The sequence below is a fragment of the Janthinobacterium sp. GW823-FHT03B06 genome (assembly GCF_058796955.1).
Window position 1 is genome coordinate 13,296 of the sequence record NZ_JBXAJE010000010.1, and the last position, 23,220, is coordinate 36,515.

At 62.7% G+C, this 23,220-nt stretch carries 25 protein-coding genes and 1 tRNA gene; 15 read left to right on the top strand and 11 right to left on the bottom strand.

All coding sequences use genetic code 11. The features are described 5' to 3' along the window. Positions 1-50: 50 nt before the first annotated feature. The 4 genes from AC1RBA_RS24960 to AC1RBA_RS24975 form a co-directional block, all read right to left on the bottom strand. Positions 51-767, bottom strand: a complete 717-nt coding sequence (locus AC1RBA_RS24960; RefSeq protein WP_492420071.1) for a DUF72 domain-containing protein — start codon at positions 765-767, stop codon at positions 51-53. Positions 768-836: 69 nt separating this feature from the next. Then, entirely contained in the window at positions 837-1,583 is a 747-nt protein-coding gene (locus AC1RBA_RS24965) for a UDP-2,3-diacylglucosamine diphosphatase (protein WP_492420193.1), read from the bottom strand. A gap of 86 nt (positions 1,584-1,669) precedes the next feature. Then, entirely contained in the window at positions 1,670-2,161 is a 492-nt protein-coding gene (locus AC1RBA_RS24970) for a peptidylprolyl isomerase (protein ID WP_071326571.1), read from the bottom strand. Between the two features lie 73 nt (positions 2,162-2,234). Then, entirely contained in the window at positions 2,235-2,864 is a 630-nt protein-coding gene (locus AC1RBA_RS24975) for a peptidylprolyl isomerase (RefSeq protein ID WP_175444739.1), read from the bottom strand. A gap of 278 nt (positions 2,865-3,142) precedes the next feature. On the opposite strand from AC1RBA_RS24975, the gene cysS reads away from it, so the two are divergent. The 7 genes from cysS to AC1RBA_RS25010 all read left to right on the top strand — a co-directional run bounded on the left by cysS (position 3,143) and on the right by AC1RBA_RS25010 (position 11,530). Continuing rightward, entirely contained in the window at positions 3,143-4,537 is a 1,395-nt protein-coding gene (gene cysS, locus AC1RBA_RS24980; protein ID WP_492420072.1) for a cysteine--tRNA ligase, read from the top strand. Next, complete coding sequence (locus AC1RBA_RS24985) at positions 4,537-5,250, top strand: DNA-3-methyladenine glycosylase family protein (RefSeq protein WP_492420195.1); 714 nt, start codon at positions 4,537-4,539, stop codon at positions 5,248-5,250. The genes cysS and AC1RBA_RS24985 overlap by 1 nt, the downstream gene beginning before the upstream one ends. A gap of 54 nt (positions 5,251-5,304) precedes the next feature. Next, a complete protein-coding gene (locus AC1RBA_RS24990) occupies positions 5,305-6,279 on the top strand; it encodes an acetyl-CoA carboxylase carboxyltransferase subunit alpha (RefSeq protein ID WP_034784047.1) in 975 nt (324 codons plus the stop codon). A 206-nt stretch (positions 6,280-6,485) separates the two neighbouring features. After that, entirely contained in the window at positions 6,486-7,904 is a 1,419-nt protein-coding gene (gene tilS / locus AC1RBA_RS24995) for a tRNA lysidine(34) synthetase TilS (protein WP_492420073.1), read from the top strand. A 196-nt stretch (positions 7,905-8,100) separates the two neighbouring features. Further along, entirely contained in the window at positions 8,101-9,348 is a 1,248-nt protein-coding gene (locus tag AC1RBA_RS25000) for an aspartate kinase (RefSeq protein WP_070221317.1), read from the top strand. A 110-nt stretch (positions 9,349-9,458) separates the two neighbouring features. Then, a tRNA-Ser gene (locus AC1RBA_RS25005) sits at positions 9,459-9,551 on the top strand. Positions 9,552-9,928: 377 nt separating this feature from the next. Continuing rightward, positions 9,929-11,530, top strand: coding sequence for a methyl-accepting chemotaxis protein (locus AC1RBA_RS25010; protein WP_492420074.1), 1,602 nt, complete (start codon positions 9,929-9,931; stop codon positions 11,528-11,530). 57 nt (positions 11,531-11,587) lie between these two features. Here the strand turns inward: AC1RBA_RS25010 and AC1RBA_RS25015 are convergent, their stop codons facing one another. From AC1RBA_RS25015 to AC1RBA_RS25025, 3 genes are read right to left on the bottom strand one after another with little or no spacing between them, the layout of a single operon-like run. Then, positions 11,588-12,697, bottom strand: coding sequence for a hypothetical protein (locus AC1RBA_RS25015; RefSeq protein ID WP_492420075.1), 1,110 nt, complete (start codon positions 12,695-12,697; stop codon positions 11,588-11,590). Next, positions 12,694-13,569 carry a PoNe immunity protein domain-containing protein gene (locus AC1RBA_RS25020; protein WP_492420076.1) on the bottom strand — a complete coding sequence of 292 codons (876 nt, stop codon included), beginning with the start codon at positions 13,567-13,569 and terminating at the stop codon, positions 12,694-12,696. Before AC1RBA_RS25020 ends, AC1RBA_RS25015 begins: the two co-directional genes overlap by 4 nt. Before the next feature lie 16 nt (positions 13,570-13,585). Beyond that, the gene (locus AC1RBA_RS25025; protein ID WP_492420077.1) at positions 13,586-14,449 is read right to left on the bottom strand and encodes a PoNe immunity protein domain-containing protein; all 864 of its coding nucleotides are present in this window, start codon (positions 14,447-14,449) and stop codon (positions 13,586-13,588) included. 278 nt (positions 14,450-14,727) lie between these two features. Between AC1RBA_RS25025 and AC1RBA_RS25030 the strand changes: the two genes are divergently transcribed. The 7 genes from AC1RBA_RS25030 (at position 14,728) to AC1RBA_RS25060 (ending at position 19,921) form a co-directional block, all read left to right on the top strand. Then, entirely contained in the window at positions 14,728-15,333 is a 606-nt protein-coding gene (locus tag AC1RBA_RS25030; protein WP_492420078.1) for a hypothetical protein, read from the top strand. Between the two features lie 133 nt (positions 15,334-15,466). Next, a complete protein-coding gene (locus tag AC1RBA_RS25035) occupies positions 15,467-16,147 on the top strand; it encodes a DUF2325 domain-containing protein (RefSeq protein WP_492420197.1) in 681 nt (226 codons plus the stop codon). Between the two features lie 70 nt (positions 16,148-16,217). Continuing rightward, on the top strand, positions 16,218-17,042 hold the full coding sequence (locus AC1RBA_RS25040; protein WP_070311923.1) for a TlpA disulfide reductase family protein: 825 nt from the start codon (positions 16,218-16,220) through the stop codon (positions 17,040-17,042). 76 nt (positions 17,043-17,118) lie between these two features. Beyond that, positions 17,119-17,394, top strand: coding sequence for a metal/formaldehyde-sensitive transcriptional repressor (locus AC1RBA_RS25045; RefSeq protein ID WP_086138316.1), 276 nt, complete (start codon positions 17,119-17,121; stop codon positions 17,392-17,394). 10 nt (positions 17,395-17,404) lie between these two features. After that, positions 17,405-18,385, top strand: a complete 981-nt coding sequence (dmeF, locus tag AC1RBA_RS25050; RefSeq protein WP_492420079.1) for a CDF family Co(II)/Ni(II) efflux transporter DmeF — start codon at positions 17,405-17,407, stop codon at positions 18,383-18,385. Positions 18,386-18,476: 91 nt separating this feature from the next. Further along, complete coding sequence (locus tag AC1RBA_RS25055; protein ID WP_070218308.1) at positions 18,477-18,818, top strand: zinc ribbon domain-containing protein YjdM; 342 nt, start codon at positions 18,477-18,479, stop codon at positions 18,816-18,818. Between the two features lie 68 nt (positions 18,819-18,886). Next, complete coding sequence (locus AC1RBA_RS25060) at positions 18,887-19,921, top strand: RNA methyltransferase (protein WP_070289809.1); 1,035 nt, start codon at positions 18,887-18,889, stop codon at positions 19,919-19,921. Between the two features lie 80 nt (positions 19,922-20,001). Here AC1RBA_RS25060 and AC1RBA_RS25065 read toward each other — a convergent pair whose 3' ends face one another. Together AC1RBA_RS25065 and AC1RBA_RS25070 are read right to left on the bottom strand one after the other, a co-directional pair. Continuing rightward, positions 20,002-20,415, bottom strand: coding sequence for a hypothetical protein (locus tag AC1RBA_RS25065; protein WP_492420199.1), 414 nt, complete (start codon positions 20,413-20,415; stop codon positions 20,002-20,004). Between the two features lie 73 nt (positions 20,416-20,488). After that, the gene (locus tag AC1RBA_RS25070; protein ID WP_077402374.1) at positions 20,489-20,716 is read right to left on the bottom strand and encodes a hypothetical protein; all 228 of its coding nucleotides are present in this window, start codon (positions 20,714-20,716) and stop codon (positions 20,489-20,491) included. A 126-nt stretch (positions 20,717-20,842) separates the two neighbouring features. Here AC1RBA_RS25070 and AC1RBA_RS25075 point away from each other — a divergent pair, with 126 nt between their 5' ends. After that, complete coding sequence (locus AC1RBA_RS25075; protein WP_070311927.1) at positions 20,843-21,520, top strand: phosphoribosylanthranilate isomerase; 678 nt, start codon at positions 20,843-20,845, stop codon at positions 21,518-21,520. Here AC1RBA_RS25075 and AC1RBA_RS25080 read toward each other — a convergent pair. Both AC1RBA_RS25080 and AC1RBA_RS25085 read right to left on the bottom strand, forming a co-directional pair. Next, the gene (locus tag AC1RBA_RS25080; RefSeq protein WP_121669059.1) at positions 21,517-22,425 is read right to left on the bottom strand and encodes a LysR family transcriptional regulator; all 909 of its coding nucleotides are present in this window, start codon (positions 22,423-22,425) and stop codon (positions 21,517-21,519) included. The genes AC1RBA_RS25075 and AC1RBA_RS25080 overlap by 4 nt on opposite strands. Positions 22,426-22,659: 234 nt before the next feature. Next, positions 22,660-23,211: a 4'-phosphopantetheinyl transferase family protein gene (locus AC1RBA_RS25085; protein ID WP_492420080.1), complete on the bottom strand. Its 552-nt coding sequence runs from the start codon at positions 23,209-23,211 to the stop codon at positions 22,660-22,662. Between the last annotated feature and the right edge of the window lie 9 nt (positions 23,212-23,220).

The following is a 23,220-nucleotide window of genomic DNA, read 5'->3' on the forward strand; positions in this document are numbered from 1 at the left end:
GGTGTTGTAGTTAACTATAACACTAAGTCTCAAAAAATCAACACGTATTTTCAGGCCAGCCGCGCATGCAGGTCCAGCGCATTGAACAGGGCTGCGCCGGCCGCCGTGTTGTCGAAGATGCACCAGCTGCCCGCCTGCGCCGATGTGTGCAAGTCGGCGGCCAGCGCCGCCAGGTAGTCGGCCGGGTAGTCCGAGTAATAAATCTTTGGGCTGCCGTGCAGGCGCAGGTAGGCCACGCTGGTCGTCGGTATGTGCGGCCCCGGCTGTCCCGCAGGCGGATCGGCCCGCACGCGCGTGATGCCTTGCAGCGTCAATAGTTCGGTCGCGCCCGCCTCGAACCAGCTGGGGTGGCGCGCTTCGCAAGCGAGCATGCCGTCGAAGCGCTGGCGCAGCGCATGGAAAAATGCGGCGGCCACGTCGGCCTCGAAACGCAGGCTGGGCGGCAGCTGCACCAGCACGCAGCCCAGTTTATTCCCCAGTTGCATGACCTCTCCCGCGAAGCGATCCAGTTCGGCCGCACAGTCGCGCAAGCGCCGTTCGTGCGTGATGCTTCGCGGTAATTTCACGCTGAAGCGGAAATGCTCGGGCACGCTGGCGGCCCAGCGCGCGTACGTGGAGGGCTGGTGCGGGCGGTAGAACGAGCTGTTGATTTCCACGCAGTCCAGTACCTGGGCATAGCGCTGCAGGTGGCTGCCATCGAGAGGAAAGTGGCTGGCGGCGGCGCTGGAGATGCTCCAGCCGGCCGTGCCGATGTAAACGGTATGCATGTCGCCATTACAGCAAGGCCAGGCGGGCGCGGCTATCGGACAAACACCCGTGCGGCCGTCGGCGCAGGCCTAGTCGACGATCTCGCCGTTCAGGTCGTGGCGCGTGATGTTGCCGCGCGTATCGATGGCGATCCAGCCGCCGCGCGGCGGCTCCACGTCGCATTCCCAGTCGGGCAGGACATAGCGCAAGGTATTGTCGACCTGGTGCAGGGCGGGGCGGTGCGTATGGCCGTGGATCATGACGGTGCTCGCATGTTCGGCAAACACTTGCGCGACAGCATCCGGCGTGACATCCATGATCTCCATGGATTTTTCGCCATTGTGCTCGCGGCTGCTCTGGCGCAAACCATCGATGATGGCCTTGCGCTGCGCCAGCGGCATGGACAGGAACTGTTTTTGCCAGGCAGGCTGGCGCACCATGGCGCGAAACTCCATGTACTTGACGTCTTTCGTGCATTCGGCGTCGCCATGCAGCAAGACGATGCGCCGGCCGGCAATCGTGGCCACGTGCGGTTCGCTGAGCAGGGTGGCGCCGGCGGCGGCGGCAAAGCCGGAGCCGACAAGAAAGTCGCGGTTGCCGGCGATCCAGTAGACGTGCACGCCAGCATCGCTGACGGCGCGGATGGCGGCCGTCATGCGCGCATTGAACGGGTCTTCCAGGTCATCGTCGCCGGCCCAGTATTCGAACAGGTCGCCTAATAGATACAGCGCTTGCGCATATTGCGCATGGTGTTCCAGGAAAGAAAGAAACGCCGCGCTGGTGCGCGGGTGCGAACTCTGCAGATGCAGGTCGGAAATAAAGAGGGCGGCAGGCATTGTCATCGTTCAACGCTCCCCAAAAGTGATGTAGATGGAGAGGCGCCAACGCGGCAATGCCTGTGATTCATGATGCCAGAGCCGAATTACGCGGCTTCTACCTTCTCGATGATGACGTCGGTCACTGGCACGTCGGCAAACATGCCGGCGCGCGAGGTTTTCACGGCGCGGATGGCGTCGACGACTTCCTTGCCGTCGGTAACTTTACCGAACACGGCGTAACCCCAGCCGTCCTGGCCTGGGTAGTCGAGGAAGCTGTTGTTCTTGATGTTGATGAAGAACTGGGCCGATGCCGAGTGCGGGTCCGACGTGCGGGCCATGGCCAGGGTGTAGGTATCGTTTTTCAGGCCGTTCTTGGCTTCGTTTTCCACGGTGGTGTCGGCAGGCTTCTGTTTCATGCCTGGCTCGAAACCGCCGCCCTGGATCATGAAGCCGTCGATGACGCGGTGGAAGATCGTGTTGTCGTAGTGGCCGGCTTTCATGTAGGCCAGGAAGTTGGCAACCGTTTTCGGCGCTTTCTCGGCGTCCAGTTCAGCGGTGATCTTGCCCAGATTGGTGGTGATGATGACGGAGGTCATGATGATCCTTAATAAATTGGATGAATAATTGATTCAGCGGCGCCAGGCAGGCCGGCGCCGCAAAAACGCTATTTTACAGTTTTGCGGGCGCGGACTTGAGTAAAGTCGCCGATTCGATCACCACGGGGGTGACGGGCACGTTCTGGTGCGGTCCCTTGTCTGCCACGGGCACGGCCTTGATCTTGTCGACCACGTCCATGCCTTTGATGACTTTGCCGAACACCGTGTAGCCGAAGCCGTCGCGGCCAGGGTAGTCGAGCGCGCCGTTGTCGTTGACGTTGATAAAGAATTGCGCGGTGGCCGAATGCGGATCGCCCGTGCGCGCCATGGCGATGCTGTAGGTGACGTTTTGCAAGCCGTTCTGCGCTTCATTCTTGATCGGCGCCTTGGTGGCTTTCTGCTTCATGTTCTTGTCGAAGCCGCCGCCCTGTATCATGAAGCCGTCGATGACGCGGTGAAACACCGTGCCCTTGTAATAACCGCTTTTGACATACTGCAAGAAATTGGCCACGCTTTGCGGCGCTTTTTCCTGATTCAGTTCCAGCACGATTTCGCCCATGCTGGTTTTCAGGGCCACATGGGGCGTGGGGTCGAGGGCGGTCGCCGGAGCGGCCGCCACGACGGCGCTGCCCAGCGTCAGGCCGGCAAACAGGGTGCAAAAGCGGGCCAGGAAAGACAGGCGTTTCGATTTGGTTTCTTGCATGAAGGCGTCCTTGATCGTTATTTTTCTCTAAACTTGCTTTAATTGTAAAGAGCTGAAAATTCGGTTGAACATCGTAAAAACCTGATTCATATCGGGCCAGTATGGTTTTTATCAATGTTATACTTGACCGCTAACGCCCCAATTCTAACAAACAAGAACAACAATATAGCGGGTCGACAGTTTTCGGCGCACACGGCAGTTCAGTGGCGCGGCACCCCCGGTGTCCGCGCCTGTCTGTCGTTTTGCCAGGCTGGCGGCCGCTTCACTTGCAAAGTACGATGAGCAATCTAAAGATTTACAACACCCTGGCTCGCGAGAAGCAGGTATTCGTCCCGATGGAAGCGGGCAAGGTACGCATGTACGTGTGCGGCATGACCATCTACGATTATTGCCATATCGGCCATGCGCGCATGATGATGGCGTTCGACGTCATCTACCGCTGGCTGAAGGCGTCCGGTTTCGATGTCACCTATGTGCGCAACATTACGGACATCGACGACAAGATCATCCGCCGCGCCGTGAAAAACGGTGAGACGATTTCCCAGCTGACGACGCGTTTCACCCAGTACATGGATGAAGACACGGCCGCGCTGGGCATTTTGACGCCCGACCACACGCCGCGCGCCACCGAATACGTGCCGCAGATGCTGCGCCTGATCGAGCAGCTCGAAGCGAAGGACCTGGCTTACCAGGGCGCGGACGGCGACGTCAATTACGCCGTGCGCAATTTCCCCCACTACGGCAAGCTGTCGGGCAAGTCGCTCGACGACCTGCGCGCGGGCGAGCGTGTCGACGTCAACACGGGCAAGCGCGATCCGCTCGACTTCGTGCTGTGGAAGTCGTCGAAGGAGTCCGAGCCGGAAGAAGTCAAATGGGATTCGAAGTGGGGCAAGGGCCGCCCGGGCTGGCATATCGAGTGCTCGGCCATGTCTTGCGCCTTGCTTGGCGAACAGTTCGACATCCATGGCGGCGGCGCGGACTTGCAATTCCCGCACCACGAAAACGAGATCGCCCAATCCGAAGGCGCGTTCGGCCACACCAGCGTCAATTACTGGATCCATAACGGCTTCGTGCGCCTGGACAATGAAAAAATGTCCAAGTCGCTCGGCAATTTCTTCACCATCCGCGAAGTGCTGCAAAAGTTCGATGCCGAAGTGATCCGCTTCTTCATCCTGCGCGCGCACTACCGCAGCCCCCTGAATTACTCGGACGTGCACCTCGATGATGCGCGCCTGTCGCTGACGCGCCTGTACACGGCGCTGGCCGACGTGGCGGTGGAAGAGGGCGCCATTGACTGGAGCGAAGCGCATGCCGTGCGCGTGCGCGAAGCGATGGACGACGATTTCAATACGCCGCTGGCCGTGGCTGCCCTGTTCGACCTGGCAACGGAAGTCAACAAGAGCAAGTCGCCCGCCCTGGCGCGTCAATTGAAGGGCCTGGCGGGCGTGTTCGGCTTGCTGGAACGCACGCCGCAGCAATTCCTGCAGGCGACCGTCGGCGCCGCCGGCGGCCAGGACGAGGCGGCCGGCATCGAAGCGGCGATTGCGGCGCGCAGCGCGGCGAAAAAGGCGCGCGACTTTGCCCAGTCCGACAAAATCCGCGCCGACTTGCTGGCCGCAGGCATCATTCTTGAAGACAAGCCTGACGGCTCGACCAACTGGCGTCGCGCATGATGGCGACGTCCAGGGAAAACGGGGAAGCGCCAGTAATCGCTGCGCAGGTGATCCAGGTGCCGCATTACTGGGAAGAGGCGAAGATCGAGCTGATGAAGCGCGACCGCATCATGAAAAAGCTCATCCCGCAATTTGGCGACCTGCACCTTGTCGGCCACAGCGACCCGTTTACCACCCTGGCCCGTTCGCTGGTGGGCCAGCAGATCACGCCCAAGGCGGCCGATGCCGCCTGGAAAAAGCTGCTGCTGGCTTGCCCGAAATGCACGCCTTCGCAAGTATTGAAGGCGGGCGCCGAGCAATTGTCCGCCTGCGGTTTGTCCAAACGCAAGACCGAATACATCCTCGACCTGGCCGACCATTTCAAGGCCAAGCGCGTGCACGCGAGCCAGTGGGACCAGATGGATGACGAAGCCGTCATCGCCGAACTGGTGCAGATCCGCGGCATCGGCCGCTGGACAGCCGAGATGTTTCTGATATTTAATCTGCTCCGGCCGAATGTCTTGCCGCTCGACGACCCTGGTTTGATCCAGGGCATCAGCGTCAATTACTTCTCCGGCGAACCCGTTTCCCGCAGCGATGCGCGCGAAGTTTCCGCCAATTGGGAACCGTGGCGCACCGTGGCGACGTGGTATTTGTGGCGCAGTCTCGACCCTGCAGCCGCCCCTGCCGCACCCGATGCAGCCCCCGGCGCACCAGCCGGTACGGTAAAATAAACATAGATGACGCCGCGCGCCCTGGCGCCGTGGCCGGTAAAACCTGGAGGTACAATGACTAAAACGACTTTCCTCAATTTTGAACAGCCGATCGCGGAACTCGATTCCAAGATCGAAGAGTTGCGCTTCGTGCAAGACGATTCGGCCGTCGACATCTCGGAAGAGATCGACCGCCTGGCCAAGAAGAGCCAGCAGCTGACCAAGGATATCTACGCCAAGCTGACCCCTTGGCAAGTGGCGCAGATCGCGCGCCACCCGCAACGCCCCTACACCATGGATTACGTGAATGAAATCTTTACCGATTTCCACGAATTGCATGGCGACCGCAGCTACGCGGACGATCTGTCCGTCGTCGGCGGCCTGGCCCGCTTCAACGGCCAGCCGTGCATGGTCATCGGCCACCAGAAGGGCCGCGACACGAAAGAGCGCGCCATGCGCAATTTCGGCATGCCGAAACCGGAAGGCTACCGCAAGGCCATGCGCCTGATGAAAGTGGCGGAAAAGTTCAACCTGCCCATCTTCACCTTCGTCGACACGCCAGGCGCCTTCCCCGGCATCGACGCGGAAGAGCGTGGCCAGTCGGAAGCGATCGGCCACAACCTGTACGTGATGGCCGAACTGAAAGTGCCGCTGATCGCCACCATCATCGGTGAAGGCGGTTCCGGCGGCGCGCTGGCCATCGCCGTGGGCGATGCCGTGCTGATGCTGCAATACTCGACCTACGCCGTGATCTCGCCGGAAGGCTGCGCCTCGATCCTGTGGAAGAGCGCCGAGCGCGCCTCCGACGCGGCCGAAGCGCTGGGTCTGACTGCCCACCGCCTGAAAGCCATGGGCCTGATCGACAAGATCATCAACGAACCGCTGGGCGGCGCCCACCGCGATCCGAAACAGATGGCCACCTTGCTCAAACGCGCACTGGCCGACACCCTGCGCCAGTTCCAGGGCATGAAAACCAAGGACCTGCTGGCCGCGCGCCACGAGAAACTGCTGAGCTACGGCAAGTTCAAGGAAACCACGCCGAGCGAGTAAGCCAGCGCAAGTCGGCTCCGGTCGAGGTAGGTCGGCGTAGGTCGGCGTAGGTCGGCTTAGCGCAGCGTAAGCCGACAAGACGTAAGCCGACAAGACGTAATCCGACAAGACGTAATCCGACAAAATATCAAGAGTTACCAGGGACAGTCCGCTAAACGACACCATCCGTTTAGCCGCCTGTCCCTCTTTGCATTCCCGGAGTCCGAATGAAAAAGCAACAAACCGCCACCGTGCCCGACATCTTCGCCCGCGCGCTGGACGCCTGCGCACCTGCACCCGGCAGCACCGTCGGCATCGCCCTGAGCGGCGGCCTCGATTCCGCGGCCCTGCTGCACCTGGCGCATGCCTGGGCGCAAGAGCAGGGTGTGTTTCTTTACGCGTTTCACGTGCACCACGGCCTGAGCCTGAACGCGGATGCCTGGCTGGCCCACTGCGCGCAGTTGTGCGCCGGCATGGGTATCGCCTTCGAGGCGCGCAAGGTCACCCTGGAAAAGAATGCGAAGACGGGCACGGAAGAGGCGGCCCGCAAGCGCCGCTACGCGGCCCTGGGCGAGCTGTGCGCCGCGCACGGCGTGCGCCTGCTGCTGACGGCCCACCACCAGGACGACCAGGCGGAAACGGTGCTGCTGCAATTGCTGCGCGGCTCGGGCACGGCGGGCCTGTCCGGCATGGATGGCGCCAACAGTGCGCCCGAGCTGCTGGGAAACCCGGACCTGGTGATGGCGCGCCCGCTGCTTTCCGTGTCGCGCAAACAGCTCGAAGCGTATGTGGCGAAGCATGCGATCGCGCACATCCATGACGAGTCGAACGACGATCCCCGCTTTGCCCGCAATGCCCTGCGGCATCAGGTGATGCCCGTGCTGGCGCAGGCGTTTCCCGGTTTCCAGGAACGCTTCGCCCGCAGCGCCCAGCACGCGCAATCGGCGCAGCGCCTGCTGACGGAACTGGCGACGCAGGATTTGGCAATGTGCCTCGATGGCGACTGCATCGAACTGGCGAAATTGCGCGCGCTGAGCGCGGACCGTTGCTACAACCTGCTGCGCCACTGGTTCGGCACGCGCGGCTTGCGCATGCCGTCGACGGCATGGCTGGCGGAAATGCTGGCGCAACTGCTGGAAGCGCGGCCCGATGCGCAACTGCTGGTCACGCACCCCGAATGCCACGTGCGGCGCCACCGCGACCGTTTATATCTGACGCCGAAGCTCGATGATCTGGCCGGCATGCGCGAGCGTGACGATGCCGGTATTCCCGGCCTGGAAAAGGCCGGCCAGCAATTTACGTGGCAGGGCGAAGCGAGTCTGGCCTTTCCCGCGTATGGCGGCGTGCTGCATTTCGACGCGGTGGAAGAGGGCGGGCAAGGTATTGATATTGCCTGGCTGCAAGCACAGACACTGACCATCGATTTTCGCCAGGGGGGCGAGCGCCTGAAGCTGGCCCTGAACCGTCCCACCAAGAGCTTGAAATACCATTACCAGGCGTTCGACGTGCCCGCCTGGGAGCGCGAACGCCTGCCGCTTGTCTGTGCGGCGCAACAATTGCTGTACGCGGCCGGTATCGGCCTCGACTGCCATTGTCTGAGTCTGCTGGACCGTCCTCGCGTGACCTTGCGCTGGCTCTCCTGCTGAGCGCAGGGGCAGCCTCCACGGCCACTCCCGGGGCGGTCGCCAAGTGGCTGCTCCAGCCAGCTGGACTGCATGGATTGGTTATTTCCATATGTACAATCGGTATGAGCTAATGCGCTTTTTAGCTTGTTATTTTGCATTGCGGCATGTAGAGTAAAGCCCTCCTTTTTTATTCTTCTTGAGCGGAAACTTCACTCTTATGGCTTTAATCGTCCACAAATATGGCGGTACGTCGATGGGCTCGACTGACCGTATCAAGAATGTCGCCAAGCGCGTTGCCAAGTGGCACGACGCCGGGCATCAAATCGTGGTGGTGCCATCCGCCATGTCGGGCGAAACCAACCGCCTGATTGGACTGGCCAAGGAAATCATGGATCAACCCGATCCCCGTGAACTTGACATGATCGCCTCGACAGGCGAACAGGTGTCCGTCGGCCTATTGTCGATGGCACTGCTGGCGATCGGCAAACAAGCCGTATCCTATGCTGGCTGGCAAGTCGCGATCAAGACCGATTCCGCCTTTACCAAGGCACGCATCCAGTCGATCGATGACGAAAAAGTCAAACGCGACCTCGATGCGGGCAAGATCGTCATCATTACCGGTTTCCAGGGCGTCGACGAACACGATAACATCGCGACCCTGGGCCGCGGCGGTTCCGATACCTCTGCCGTGGCGATCGCCGCCGCCATGAAGGCGTCCGAATGCCTGATCTTCACGGACGTCGACGGCGTCTACACGACCGACCCGCGCGTGGTTTCCGAGGCGCGCCGCCTGAAGACCATCACCTTTGAAGAAATGCTGGAACTGGCTTCGCTGGGCTCCAAAGTGCTGCAAACGCGTTCGGTGGAATTCGCCGGCAACTACCGCGTCCCCACGCGCGTGCTGTCGTCGCTGACCGACCCGATGTTGCCGCTGGAAATAGAAGCCAATTCAGGCACCCTGATTTCGTTTGAGGAAGATACAAACATGGAACAAGCAGTCATCTCCGGCATCGCCTTCAACCGCGATGAAGCCAAAATCACCGTGCTCGGCGTGCCGGACCGTCCAGGCGTGGCCTACCACATCCTGGGACCGGTGGCGGACGCGAATATCGAAGTCGACATGATCATACAGAATCAGTCGGTCGACGGTAAAACGGACTTCACCTTCACCGTCTCGCGCGGCGAATACACGCGCGCGCTGGCCGTGCTGGAAGCGAACCGCGAAGCACTGGGCGCGGCCAGCATCACGGGCGACGCGAAAGTGTCGAAACTGTCCGTCGTCGGCGTGGGCATGCGCAGCCATGTGGGCGTCGCATCGCAGATGTTCCGTACCTTGTCGGAAGAGGGCATCAACATCATGATGATCTCCACTTCCGAGATCAAGATCTCTGTGCTGATCGATGAAAAGTACATGGAACTGGCCGTGCGCGCGCTGCATAAAGCGTTCGAGCTGGAAAAAGCTTAAATATCCAAAAATATTGCCCCACGCCCTTGACCAAAGGGGGGGCAATCGATATTATGACGTTCGTCGCTGCAGCGCAGTTAGCTACAGAGACATAGTTGAGTAATCAGCTAGGAGACGTGGCCGAGTGGCCGAAGGCACATCCCTGCTAAGGATGCATACGGCTTATACCTGTATCGTGGGTTCGAATCCCACCGTCTCCGCCAGAATCAAATAAAAAAGCCTCCCCTGCGGGAGGCTTTTTTATTTGTCTGGACGGAACGGTGGGATTCGAAGACGGAGCGCCCTGAAGGGCGCGCAGGCTCTCCGAATCGCCCATCTGCCGCGCCCGCGCGGCCCCGTTGGCCGCTGCGCGGCCAACGCCGTCCCCTCATCTCAGGCAGAAGCGGCCAGCGCCTGCGCCGGCCTCTGCGGGCGCCTGCGCCAGCCTTTGCTCAGCAAGAGATTCTTTTTCACCGCATTCAGCCCAGTCCCCTTAAAAAGTTGCATAATCCACAAATGCCGCGCAGAAATTTCATACTGGCCAGCGCGGCCTATGCCGGCGGCATTGAGGCATGGTCCGGATAAACGAGGGGGTACGCACATGCAGCTGCTTCGCCAAGTCAAACTGTCGCGCCGGCTGGCCTTGTTGGTCGCCATCTTTTCGCTGGGCCTGATCGTGTATGGCGGCTGGTCGCTGCGCGTGCTGCACGAACTGAAGGTCAACGGCCCCGTATATCACCGCATCGTACAGGGCAAGGACCTGGTGGCCGACGTGCTGCCGCCGCCGGAATACATCCTCGAATCGTATCTGGTCGCCTTCCAGCTGATGGCGTCCGAAGACAGAAGCGCGCAAGACAAGCTGGTCGAACGCCTGAAAACCTTGAAGGCCGAGTACGACACGCGCCATCAGTTCTGGCGTACCCAGGATCTCGATCACGATATCGCCGAAGCCTTGCTGACGCAGGCGCATGCCCCTGCCGTGGCATTCTATGAGACGGCATTCACGCGCTTCATCCCGGCGCTGCAGGGGCAGGACAAGGCGGGCGTGGCCACTGCCATGGCGGCCATGGCCGCCAGCTACGACAGCCATCTGGCGGCCATCAACCGCGTGGTCGACATGACCAGCAAGCGCTCGGCCGCGTTCGAGACCGAATCGGCCGACAAGGCACGCTCGGCAACCGTGCTGCTGGCGGGCTTGCTGCTGGCATCACTGGGCGTCAGCATCGCCGGCGCCGTGCTGATCAGCCGCAGCATTACCGGCCCCTTGCAGGAGGCGTTGCTGGCCGCGCAGAGGGTGGCGGCCGGCGACTTGAGCAATCGTGTCGACAAGCGTTTTTCCGACGAGCCTGGTCAATTGCTGCAGGCCCTCGAAGCGATGAATGGCAGCCTGTCGCACACCGTGGGCCAGGTGCGCAGCAGCACGCAAAGCATCACTATTGCTTCGCGCGAAATCGCGGCCGGCAATTTCGATCTGTCGTCGCGCACGGAGGCGCAAGCCAGTTCGCTGGAAGAAACGGCGTCCGCGATGAAGGAGCTGACTAGCACGGTAAAGCAGAATGCCGACAATGCGCGGCAGGCGAACCAGCTGGTGGTGTCGGCGTCGGAATTTGCCGTGCAGGGTGGACAGGTGGTCGGGCGCGTGGTCGATACCATGGGCGCCATCAATGCCAGCTCGCGCAAGATCGTCGATATCGTCGACGTGATCGACAGCATCGCTTTCCAGACGAATATCCTGGCCTTGAACGCAGCGGTAGAGGCTGCCAGGGCGGGCGAGCAGGGACGCGGCTTCGCCGTCGTCGCCAGCGAAGTGCGCAGCCTGGCGCAACGTTCGGCCAGTGCCGCGCGCGAAATCAAGGCCATGATCGGCGATTCGGTCGAGCGCGTCGACGCGGGCAGCAAGCTGGTGGACGAGGCGGGCGCCACGATGGACAAGATCGTGGCATCCGTGAAGCAGGTGGTCGACTTGATGAGCGAAATCGCCGCCGCCAGCCAGGAGCAGAGCCTGGGCATCGAACAGGTCAACCAGGCCATCACGCAGATGGATGAGGTCACGCAACAGAATGCCGCCCTGGTCGAGGAAGCGGCGGCCGCTGCCGGCAGCCTGGAAGAGCAGGCGGCCAGTCTGGTGCGGGAAGTGGGCGTGTTCAAGCTCGATGCGGGCGCTGCCAGCGCGCTGGCGGCGCCCGCGCATCCGGGCCGCTGACAGGCTGGCTGGCGGTCAGGACGCCGTTCGGCTTGGCGTTTCCTGGGCGTTGCTGCGCTATGGTGCGCGCGCTGCAGCCGTGGCTTGCTTGTCGCACGTTGCCAAGGTACCTGTGCATGTGGAAAACGTTTCCAGATAGGTGATGGTTTTCTCGTACTCGTCGATCAGGTAGCGCAGCTGATATGCCATCTCGACAGATTCGCCCGTGCCTTTGTCCCGCAGCCTGTACATATCTTTCAAGAAGCGTTTTCTTCGCGCCAGTTCCGCAGCCAGGCGCGCCTTGCGCTCGGCGGCCGGTGGCAGCGGATACGGCTTGCCATTGATGGATCTGACGCCCTCGGGCGTCAGATCCAGGTCCTTGCCGGGGGCGCGAAATTCCACGCCCATTGTTCCATCCGCCTGCACCAGTATCAGCAGTTCGTCGGCGTCGCTGTTGGCTGGCAAGGTCACGGCCAGCACTTCAGGCTTGCCCTTGGGCAGCCAGCGATATTCGAGCTCGACCTGCAACGGCGCCGCGGCCTGCGCCGACAGGTAGAAGCAGCAGCTGGCGGCGCTGCTCATGTAAGGACTCAGTGGATCGGTATCGACAGCGTTGTCGGGATCGGCGACGGAACTGATACCCACCTGTATCATGCGCGGACTGTAGTTCAAGGTACTGACCGATACCTTGCGCTCACCGGCGCCGGGCGTGTACGCGTGCAAGCCCCGCTCACCGCGCTCGTTGCCGCCCGCAAGCAGGGGCCGGTGGAACAGGGGGGTAATGCCGAAGCTCGCGATACTGCTGATATAGCCGGTATCGGACGGGCCGACGCGTGAGTCGCTGTTGCCCGGCGTGTGGTAGAGGTAGCCGATCTCGTCCAGCGATAGCGCGCTGACCATGCGGTCTTGCTGAAACAGTGGCGGTGACGCGTAGCTGTCGCCGTTGCCCATGACTTTGGCGTAGATGGGGCCCGTCCATGGACCATGGCCGCCAAAGCGCGCGAGTACCACGTACTCGCCCAGCAGCGATTTTACTTTCAGGACATCCTTGGTCTCGCCAGTGACGGGGTCGATGATGGAATAAATGCCCGGAAAGGGATTGGTGGCGACACGCCACAGCGTGGGCATGGCAAAGCAGAGTCCGGCAACGATGGCGATGCCGGTGGCGATGGCAGTGCTGGTTTTCATGCTTCGTCCAGTCGTTGTTGCTGCGTGTCCAGCGTTGCCGCAGTGGCGCCGGGGGCGATCCCGTTCATCCGGCAGAACGCCACGAGGTCGGCCGGATAGAAGGGCGCGCCGCGATAGCCGCTGTCATCGATATCGAGCACGCAGGTGATGGCGGCCGCTTCCCAGGACCAGTAGCCCCAGAACGAGGTGTCGCGCTGGTGGCTGTCGTAATAGGGCTCGCGGCGGCTGGCTGCATACCATTGCTGCAGATAAGCGTGCATCAGCGCAGGACGGGCATCTTTTTCTGCCGCGAATATCTTGAGTGTATTGACGTAGGGCAGATGGCGCGTGCACTTTGGCCAGGCGGCATCCCTGCCGGCGACGAAGCATGCCAGCAGCCGCTCCAGCAAGCCATCCTTTTCATGGTTATTGAAATCGATGACGGGCGCCAGTCGGGGCAGCAAACTGCCGCAGCCCAGCAAAATGCCTAGGCAGACCATGCGGTTGACCTGCTCGTAGCCGTCGCCGGGCAGGGCGAAGTGGGGAAATCCCTGTTCGGCTTCGTCGGCCTGAGCGTCAAATGCCATGTCATAGCGGGCAAACGCCAGCCAGTAAGCGAGTATCGTGGAGTACGCGGCGCGCAACTCATCCAGCGCGTGACCGGCGCTGTAGGCGAGGGCTAGCTGGTCGACGCCATCCCAGGCCCGCTGGCGCGTGGCCGTCATGAAATTTTCTGGTGGAATATGTTGCAGCACGTGCGCCGGCTGTTGCAAGCTGGCTGCCACCATGTCGTAGCACTCATCCTGGCTTTCCTTGCTTTCAAGGTAGATGGCATAGGACAGCCGCGCTTCCCTGCGCCGGGCCAAAAAATCCCGCTCGTTCAGCGTCTGCATCCTTGCCCCTTGCTGATTATGGTTGCGGCCATGTAACTTCGCTGGTGTAGCGGCCTTCCTTGCGTAGCCGTCGCGCATAGTCGACCAGATCCCTGGGGTACACCAGATGCGCGGCCTGGCTATCGTCCAGGTCGAGCAGGAAAACCGTCGCTCCCGCTTCGAATGCCCAGTAGCCGTAGTAGCCGGCATAGCCTTCCTCGCTGATATTGAGATGCTCGTTGTACCAGCGCGGATGATGTCGCATGGCCGGATACCACTGTTTCAGGTATTTCTGGAGCAGGGCCAAGGTCGCTTCCTCATCCTCCTCATAGAACACTTGCAGCAGGGTGTCATAGGGCCTGGCGATGATGCAGGCGTCGAGTGCTTGTCCATCCTCCACATATCCGTCGATCAATTGCTCGAACAGGCCATCGCGGCCACGGTGGCTGCGCAGCACGTGGATGATGCGCAGCACCGAACGGTGATCGCGCAGCAGGATGGCAATGCTGAGCAGTTGCAAGGTGTCCTCATAGTCGGACAGGACGTAAAACTCTGGTGCTCCCTCATATTCGTAGGGCCCAAACTCTGGAAACTCAAGCGCCGCATCCTGCTGATAGAGTTGATCGACCGCATTCCATTCTTCAAACTTATCCACGATGCCCGCGATGCGCGGCGCCAAGGCCTCGATGGACTCGCCCGCCGTATAGTCGAGCATCCAGATCCAGAGTTCTTCTAAATACAAAAAATGATGGACGGAAGCATTTTCCTGCGCTGAGTCGGCGACCTTTTTGTTTTCCAGTCCTCCTGCAATCAGCGCAAATTGATTGCTGCGCGTTTTGACATACAGTTCTTCATCCAGAAATTGCTGGCGGCGCCGCTCAGTGAATGGACGATTGTTCATCTTGTCTGGCTGCCGTCGTGATCGACGCGTAAGGAAGATGCGTTTACATGGAAAAATGCGGACATTGCCTGGGACTCCGTGTGATGAGGGAAACGTACTGGTAGTTGATGTAATGACTTGTTTGCAAGATTACATACTAGAAATAGTGATTCAACAAGCGCGATTCAATTGAATCTTGTGCCAGAAAGAAATATTCAAAATAGCTACCATGAGCGGCTCGATGGCATGCCGCAGGTATTTTTCGGCCGTCATCGTCTTTTACGTGAACCGGAGCAAGCATGAGCAAGATCAAATACGCGGCCGCAGCGGCCTTATGGGCCAGCCTGTCGCCCGCCATGGCGGCGTCCACCCCGGCCGCACCACCATTCCTCGATGTGCTCGCCTATCAGTACGCCAATTGCGTCAAACCTGCCTACCATCAGGCCGACCTGCTGGTACAGGACGGGGCGGGGCGCTACCAGATCGACGTCAAGGGGGAGGCCTACACGGTCGAACTGCAGGAGCGCATGGGCTTTTCGCTGCAGGCGGGCACAGGCGGTCCCGTGGCGGCCGTCGTCAAGCTGGACCGGCCGCCACAGGGACAGTTCGCGGAGCAGGCGCGCTGGCGCGAGCGCTGGCTGCGCGACGTGGCCGAGCGCAGCGGCGTGGCGCTGGACGAGCGGGCGCTTGCCGGCGGCGTGCGCCTGCTGGCCGTCAACAAGGGTGAGATCAAGGGGAACTATGTGGGGCAGTCGCTGCTGATCGATCCGGCACGGCAGTTGTTCATCGATATCGCGTGGCCGAACACGCTGGATATCTATCGCGGCCCCGATGCCCTGCGGCAGGTGCGGCAAGTGCAGGACGATGTCTGGAAACGCATGCTGTCATGCCCGCCGGCCGCGTGAAGCCGGTCGCCTTCGCATATCCCTGCTGCGTGCACGTGCATACACAAATAATAATGATTCTCATTTATAATTCAGCGCTATGGGGATGCAATGGGCTGGCGCCATGGCGCCACGGGTGGTGAAGGAGGGCATGATGGGCAGTGTGTATGGCAACGAGGACGCGATCGCGCACGAGCATCGCGTACTGATGGGCGAATATGGGCGGGCGCAGGCGCGTTGCAGTGCGCAGCTGGCGGCGCAGGTGGCCCGCATCACGCAGCTGGAGTCGGAATTGATGCGCGCGCGGGCGCAGGTGGTGATCCGCGATTCCAGGCTGGCGCTGGCGCGCGATGAACTGGCCGAACTGGCGGCCAGCGTGCCGGGCTTGCCGACGCGAGCCCGGCTGGCCCGCCGGGTCGAGTGGCTCAGCGAGCGCGTGCAGGACCTGATGCGCGAGCTGCTGCGCCTGCAGTGGCTGCCGGCGCCATCCTTGCAGGCCGACGTGCGCGAAAAAGCCGTGCTGTATGTGGGCACTTATTCAAGTCTGGCGCCGGGACAGCACGCGGCTGGCGCCAACGTGGCGCAGCTGGCCATCGAGCAGGCCGGCGGGCGCTTCCTGCATCACGCTGGCGGCGATGACGGCGCCGACGACGCGGCGGCGCTGGAAGCCGGTCTGGTGGCGGCCGACCTGGTGATTTGCCAGACGGGCTGTGTCAGCCACGATGCCTACTGGCGCGTGCATGACCATTGCAAGCGCACGGGCAAGCAGTGCGTGCTGGTGGACCAGCCGCAAGCCATGCATTTCGTGCGCAAGGAAGCGCTGGCCGATTTTTGATGCCGGATTAACGCCTGCTTAATCCGCATGGGGCAGAATGGCCATCCATTCGATGTCATAGCGAGCGCCCATGCTGTCCCTGCAAATCGGTCCCCTGGCCCTGCCCACGGGCCTGGTCCTGTTGTTCGTTTCCCTGTGCGTCGCCTACGGCGCGGCGTGGTGGCTGCGGAAGCACCGCCGGCTGCCGGACGCCGGCCCCCTCGTTTCCGACATGCTGATCGCCGGCCTGCTGGGGGCGCGCGTGGCGTTCGTGCTGCGCTGGCACGAACAGTATCTGGCCGCGCCCGCGTCCATCCTCAATATCCGCGACGGCGGCTTCCTGGCGCCGGCTGGCATCGCGGCCGCGCTGGCCATCGCCGCGTGGCGCTGCCGGCGTCCCGCCATGGCGCTCATGCGCCGGCCGCTGGCCATCAGCGTGGCCTGCGGTGCGCTGGCCTGGGGCGTGTTGAGCGCAGGGCTGGGGCTGGCGTACGACAAGCCGGCGGCCTTGCCGGCCGTGGCCCTGCATGCGCTCGACGGCACCTCCACCAGCCTGGCGGCGCTGGCCGGTGGCAAGCCCATGGTGGTCAACTTGTGGGCCAGCTGGTGCCCGCCATGCCGGCGCGAGATGCCCGTGCTGGCCGCCGCACAGCAGGCGCGCGCCGATATCGTCTTCGTGTACGCGAACCAGCGCGAGGATGCGACCGCCGCCATCGCTTTCCTGGACAGGAGCGGCGCGACCCTGCGCAATGTGGTGCTCGACGACGAGGCGGCGCTGGGCAAGGCGGCCGGTTCCTCGGCCCTGCCCACCACCCTGTTTTATGACGCGCAGGGGCGGCTGGCCGATACGCACCTGGGCGAATTGTCCGACGCTTCGCTGGCCAGCAAGCTGCAGAAGATCGCGCCCGTTCCCTGAGGCGGGTATGCTTTGTTGACGTAGTCGTGGCGTTCTCTGATAGTATACCCCCCTATAGTATTTATCGGAGTGAATTATGGGCCACACGGCACACAACAAGACCAGGCTGCTCAATCGCGTCAAGCGCATCAAGGGACAGGTGGAAGGCCTGGAGCGGGGACTGGAAGAGGGCCGCGACTGCGGCGAAGTGCTGCAGCTGATCGCCGCCGTGCGCGGCGCCGTCAATGGCCTGATGGCCGAAGTGATCGAGGAGCACTTGCGCGAGCACGTGGCCAGTCCCGATATCTCCGGAGAGGAGCGGGCCAGGGGCGCCGACGACATCGCGGGCATCCTGCGCACCTACCTCAAATAAGGAGAACGTCATGAAAACGCAATCCCTCAATGAAGACCTCTCCGCCTGGCAGCACGAACACGTCTTCGGTGCCGCCAGCGACAAGGCGGAACGCCGCGCGCGCATCGTCATGTGGATCACCTTGGCCACCATGGTGCTGGAAATCGTCGCCGGCTGGTGGTACAACTCCATGGCCCTGCTGGCCGATGGATGGCATATGAGTTCGCACGCGCTGGCCATCGGCCTGGCCGCGTTTGCGTATGCGGCCGCGCGCCGCTATGCGCGCGACCCCCGCTTTGCCTTCGGCACGTGGAAGATCGAGGTACTGGCCGGCTACACGAGCGCCATCCTGCTGCTGGGCGTGGCCGTGCTGATGGTGGCCGCTTCCGTCGAGCGCCTGTTCTCGCCGCAGCCCATCCACTATCCGCAGGCGATGGCGGTGGCGGCCTTCGGCCTGGCGGTCAACCTCGTGTGCGCGCTGATCCTCGGCGGCCACCACGACCACGACCACCACCATGGCCACGACCATCATGACCATCACGGGCACCATGACCACCACGACCACCATGGCCATGGCGAAGACCTGAACATGAAGGCCGCCTACATCCACGTGCTGGCCGACGCGGCCACGTCCGTGCTGGCCATCGTGGCGCTGGCCGGCGCGTGGGCTTACGGCTGGCAGTGGCTCGATCCCGTGATGGGTATCGCGGGCGCCGTGCTGGTGGCGCTGTGGGCGAAAAAGCTGATGCTGGACACGGGCAAGGTCTTGCTGGACCGCGAGATGGACCACCCCGTGGTGGATGAAATCCGCGAAGCGGTGGAAGTGGAAAGCGCCGGCGACACGCCGCGCATCGTCGACCTGCACGTGTGGCGAGTCGGCAAGCAGCTGTATTCGTGCGCCTTGTCCGTCGTCAGCCGCGATGCTGCATTGACGGCCGCCGAACTGCGCGCGCGCATCGGCATCCACGAGGAAATCGTCCACAGCACCATCGAGATTATTCGCCGGCCTTGATAATGATGGGGAAAAAAGCCCGTTGATGCGGGGCGTAGGCCGTATAATGTCGGCTTTTACAGCACGCGCTGTTCACCAGACAGAGAAGAAAATGAGCACATTACCACCATGCCCGCAATGCCAATCCGAATTCACGTACGAAGACGGCAGCCAGTTGATCTGCCCTGAGTGCGCGCATGAATGGTCGGCCACGGCTGGCGAAGCCGTGGAAGAGGGCGCCCGTGTGTACCGCGATTCGGCCGGCAATATCCTGCAGGACGGCGACACGGTCAGCGTCATCAAGGACTTGAAATTGAAGGGCGGCGGCGGTGTCGTCAAGATGGGCACGAAGGTCAAGAACATCCGCCTGGTCGACAGTGACCACGACATCGATTGCAAGATCGACGGCTTCGGTTCCATGAGCTTGAAGACGGAATTCGTCAAGAAAGTGTAAGACTTTTCCTTGCCATTCGCGGCGCGCCTCGCATTGTTGCCGGCGCGCCGTTTTTTATTTCAGATCCCATGCAAATCGACCATCTCCGCCAGCGCCTGCGCGCCCTGGGCGCCAAGCCTCTGCACGAACAGCGCGTGTTGCGCGACTGGATACAGGGCCAGCCGCACGACCAGGGCCGGCGCCGCGCCGAAGACTTTTTGCCGCTGCCCGTGCGCGACGCCTTGCCTGCGCTCGACCTCGAACTGCAGGGCATGCTGAAACTGCTCAGCACCCATCCGGGTGCCGACGGTTCGGCGCGCCTGCTGGTGGGGCTGCACGACGGCCAGACGGTGGAAAGCGTGCTGCTGCCGCGCGACGGCCTGTGCGTGTCGAGCCAGGTGGGCTGCGCCGTCGGCTGCCAGTTCTGCATGACGGGCCGTGACGGCTTGATCCGGCAAGTGACCAGCGGCGAGATCGTGGCGCAGGTGGTGCTGGCGCGCACCTTGCGTCCCGTCAAAAAAGTCGTCTTCATGGGCATGGGCGAACCGGCGCATAACCTGAACAATGTGATGGAAGCGATCGAGCTGCTGGGCACGGAGGGCAATATCGGCCACAAGAACCTCGTGTTCTCCACCGTGGGCGACCCGCGTGCCTTCGAACGCCTGCCGCAGGGGCGGGTCAAGCCGGCGCTGGCCCTGTCGCTGCACACGACGAAGCCGGCGCTGCGCGAACAGCTGCTGCCGCGCGCGCCCAGGCTCACCCCGCGCGAGCTGGTGGACTTCGGCGAAGCGTATGCGCGCCTGACCGGCTATCCGGTGCAGTATCAATGGACGCTGATGGAGGGCGTCAACGATGGCGACGACGAGATGGACGGCATCGTCGCGCTCTTGCAGGGCAAGTACGCGGTGCTCAACATGATCCCGTATAACACCATCGATGACTTGCCGTTCAGGCGTCCCAGCTGGGACAAGGCGCGGGCCATCGCCGCCGCCCTGCACGCGCGCGGCGTGCTGACCAAATTGCGCGATTCGGCCGGGCAGGACGTGGAGGGCGGCTGCGGGCAGTTGCGGGCGCGCGAAGCGAAGGGCAAGGTCATTCCCATTCGTGCCAGCGTGACGGCGTAGGTCGGATTAGCGGAGCGTAATCCGACATTCGCCCATACGCCAACAATGATGTCGGATTACGCGGTGCCCGCTAATCCGACCTACTCGGCCCGCATCCCACCGAGCAAATCATTTTCATTCAATATCGCAAACGCGATCTCGGGATGCGCGGCCAGGCAGCGGCGCACGGCGGCGGGAATGGCGGCGCGCGTCTTGCGGCACAGGCCGGGCCGCTCCAGCAGGCGGATCTGGAAGCCGCGCACGGTGCGCACTTCGCCGCTGCCCGGCGCGATCTGCAATTCCACGCCCAGATTGCTCTTCAACAGCCGCTGCAGTTTCTGCAGTTGCGCATATGTGGCGATACCCTCGATGTGCGCCAGCAGGCGCTTTTCTTCCGTCAGGCTCAGGCGCAGGATGGACAGGTCCGCCTGCGGATCGTCGAGCAGCCGCTCGCGTTCGCAGTCGCACAGCTGCGGCGGGCACTCCTTGCGGACTTCAAAATCGACGATGCGCATGCTGGTGTTCCAGTGACGTTCCAATGGCGATCCGGGATCAATCAAGTATCGTCCGCCGCCTGGCGCATGTCAATCAGCGCGGGCTGACGATCAGGCGCCAGCGGATGGGGCCCTGTTCGCTGCTGTGCTGGTGGTGGTTTTGCGGCGGCATGACGTGGCCTTCCGTCGAGACGATCTCGTGCGCGCAGCCGTCGCAGCGGTAGATGCCCGAATACGGCACGGCTTCGCCGGGCGAGGTCAGTTCATCGAAACGCGGGTGCATGGAGCGGGCCACGTAGCTGGGGTTCTTGTAGTCGGCCATGGATTCCTCTGGATGTGGGCAGGTCCCCATTCTGGCACACAATCGTGCGCGGCCTTGACCGCGTGTCTTGGCGCGCGCGCCGCCCTGTGTTGTAATGTTGATCATCCCGACGGAGTACGCAAGGCCATGAGAACCCGCATCAAGATCTGCTGCATCGCTTCCATCGACGAAGCGCAACTGGCCATTGCCGCCGGCGCCGACGCGCTGGGCCTGGTGGCCGCCATGCCGTCCGGCCCCGGCCCGATTCCCGACGCGCGCATCGCGCAGATCGCCGCCTGGACGCCGCCTCCCGTGGCCACCTTCCTGCTGACGTCCGAGACGACGGCGGCAGCCATCGCCGAACACGTGCGCGCCACGCAGCCGTCCACCGTGCAGATCGTCGGCCATATCGACCCCGGCGAAGTGGCGCAGCTGGCGCGCTTGCTGCCGCACGTGCGGCGCGTGCAGGTGATCCACGTGGAGGGACCGGAGGCGTTGGCGCTGATCCCCGCCTACGCGCCCCATGTCCACGCTTTTTTGCTCGATTCGGGACGCCCCGGCGCGGCTGTGCCGGAGCTGGGCGGCACGGGCCGCACGCACGACTGGTCCGTCAGTGCGCGCTTCGTGCGCGCCAGCCCCCGTCCCGTCTTCCTGGCCGGCGGCCTCGATGCGAACAATGTGATGGAGGCGCTGCGCCAGGTACGCCCCTACGGCATCGACCTGTGCTCGCGCGTGCGCACGGACGGCCAGCTCGATGTCATGAAGCTGGCCTTGCTGATGGCGGCCGTGCGCGACGTGGATGCGGCGCTGTATGCGGAAGGCTAAGCCGTAGTTGCCGACGCGTTCATCTCGCGCACGAACGCTTCCGTAAACGCGGCCACCATGCCGCTGGCCGCGCGCGGCGAGATCAGGCCCACGACGGAGTGCGATTCCTCGTCCGGCAGGGCGATAAAACGCACGCCGGGCGGCGCCACCAGGCGCATGCTGTCGGGGACGATGGCGATGCCCATATTGGCTTCGATCAGGTTCAGTTGCGACGTCTTGCGCGACAGGGCGCGCGCCGCCTTCGGGAAGAAGCCCTGTGCCAGGCACAGGCCCGCCACCAGGTAGCTCAGGCCACCCCGGTCCTTGTGCGGGATAGAGACGAACGCTTCGTCGCGCAGGGCGGCGATCGTCGTGCGCTCCAGCGCCGCCAGCGGCGACATCGCCGACACGGCCACCACCAGTTTTTCCGCAAACAGTTCGCGCACGACGATGTTGGCGTGCTTGCGCAGGGTGGGCAGGCGCACGAGGCCCAGGTCGGCGCGGCCTTCTTCGATATCAAACGCCTGGTTTTCCGACGAGCCTTTCGACACGTCGAGCGAAACGCCGGGGAATTGCGCCAGCAGCCGGTTCAGCACGGCGCCGATGGCGGGCGTGAGGGTGACGGAACTCGAATGCAGCAGGCGGATGATGCCTTGCGCGCCTTGTCCCACGTGGCGCGTCTGGCGCACGGTTTCGTCGATGTCGTCGAGGATGCGCTTTGCCCGCTCATAAAAGACCTGTCCGGCGGGCGTGAGCTCGATATGGCGCGCGTCGCGCGTGAGCAGCAGGGCTTGCACCTCGCCCTCGAGCTCCTTGATTTGCCGGCTCAGGGCCGACTGCGCGATGTACAGCTTTTCCGCCGCGCGCGAGTAGCTGCCCGCATCGACGACTTCGACAAAGTAGCGGAACTGTCTGATGGAAATCAATCGTATGCCTTTTCGAGATCGGAGACTGCCTGATTTGATATTGGCCTGGCCCCGGCGTTCGCGCTACAGTGGCCTGGTCTGCTGTCACTGCAAAGGAAAGACCATGCTGGAATTGATCGGGGTGCTGGGAGTACTTATCAGTATCATCGTAAAACTGATTTTCGTCCAGATCGGCGCGGCTGATGACGGTAAAGAGGATTGATAGGGAATTAACCCAACAGCGTGAAGCTGGGGTCAGACCCGTCGGGTCTGACCCCGGATTGTCGCTAACATTGCCACGAAATTTTGCGGAGTCTCCACGGCTTGCAAATGACAATTCAATGCCACCCCATCCCACTCCGCCAACTGCTTGCCCGCGCACTTGAGCGCCGCCTCGCGCGCCGTCCATGCCTGCGCCAGGCGCCGCGGGCGCTGATCGGCAGGGCAGTCGGCCAGCTTAGCTGCCACTTGCGGCCCCAGATAGTCGCGTGCCAGAATGAACCAGTCGGCAATGTCCTGCACCCGCATCACGTCGATGCCGACGAGATCATGCAGGCCGATGGCGGCCAGCGACAGTCCTTCGTCATGGCTGAACGACAGGCTGGCCGCGCGGCCGGCCAGCAGCAAACGGGGAGGGGCGCCCGGCGTCGATTCCACTGTAATCGCCCCGATGTCCAGGTTTTGCCACTGCGCCGCCGCTTCGCGCACGGCCTGGCGCAGGTGCGCGCGCGCTTCCACGCGGGATGGCGGCGGCACGATGCCGATCGCCAGCACGCCGTCGCCCGCCCAAAGCACCGTAAAATCCATCAGCTGCAA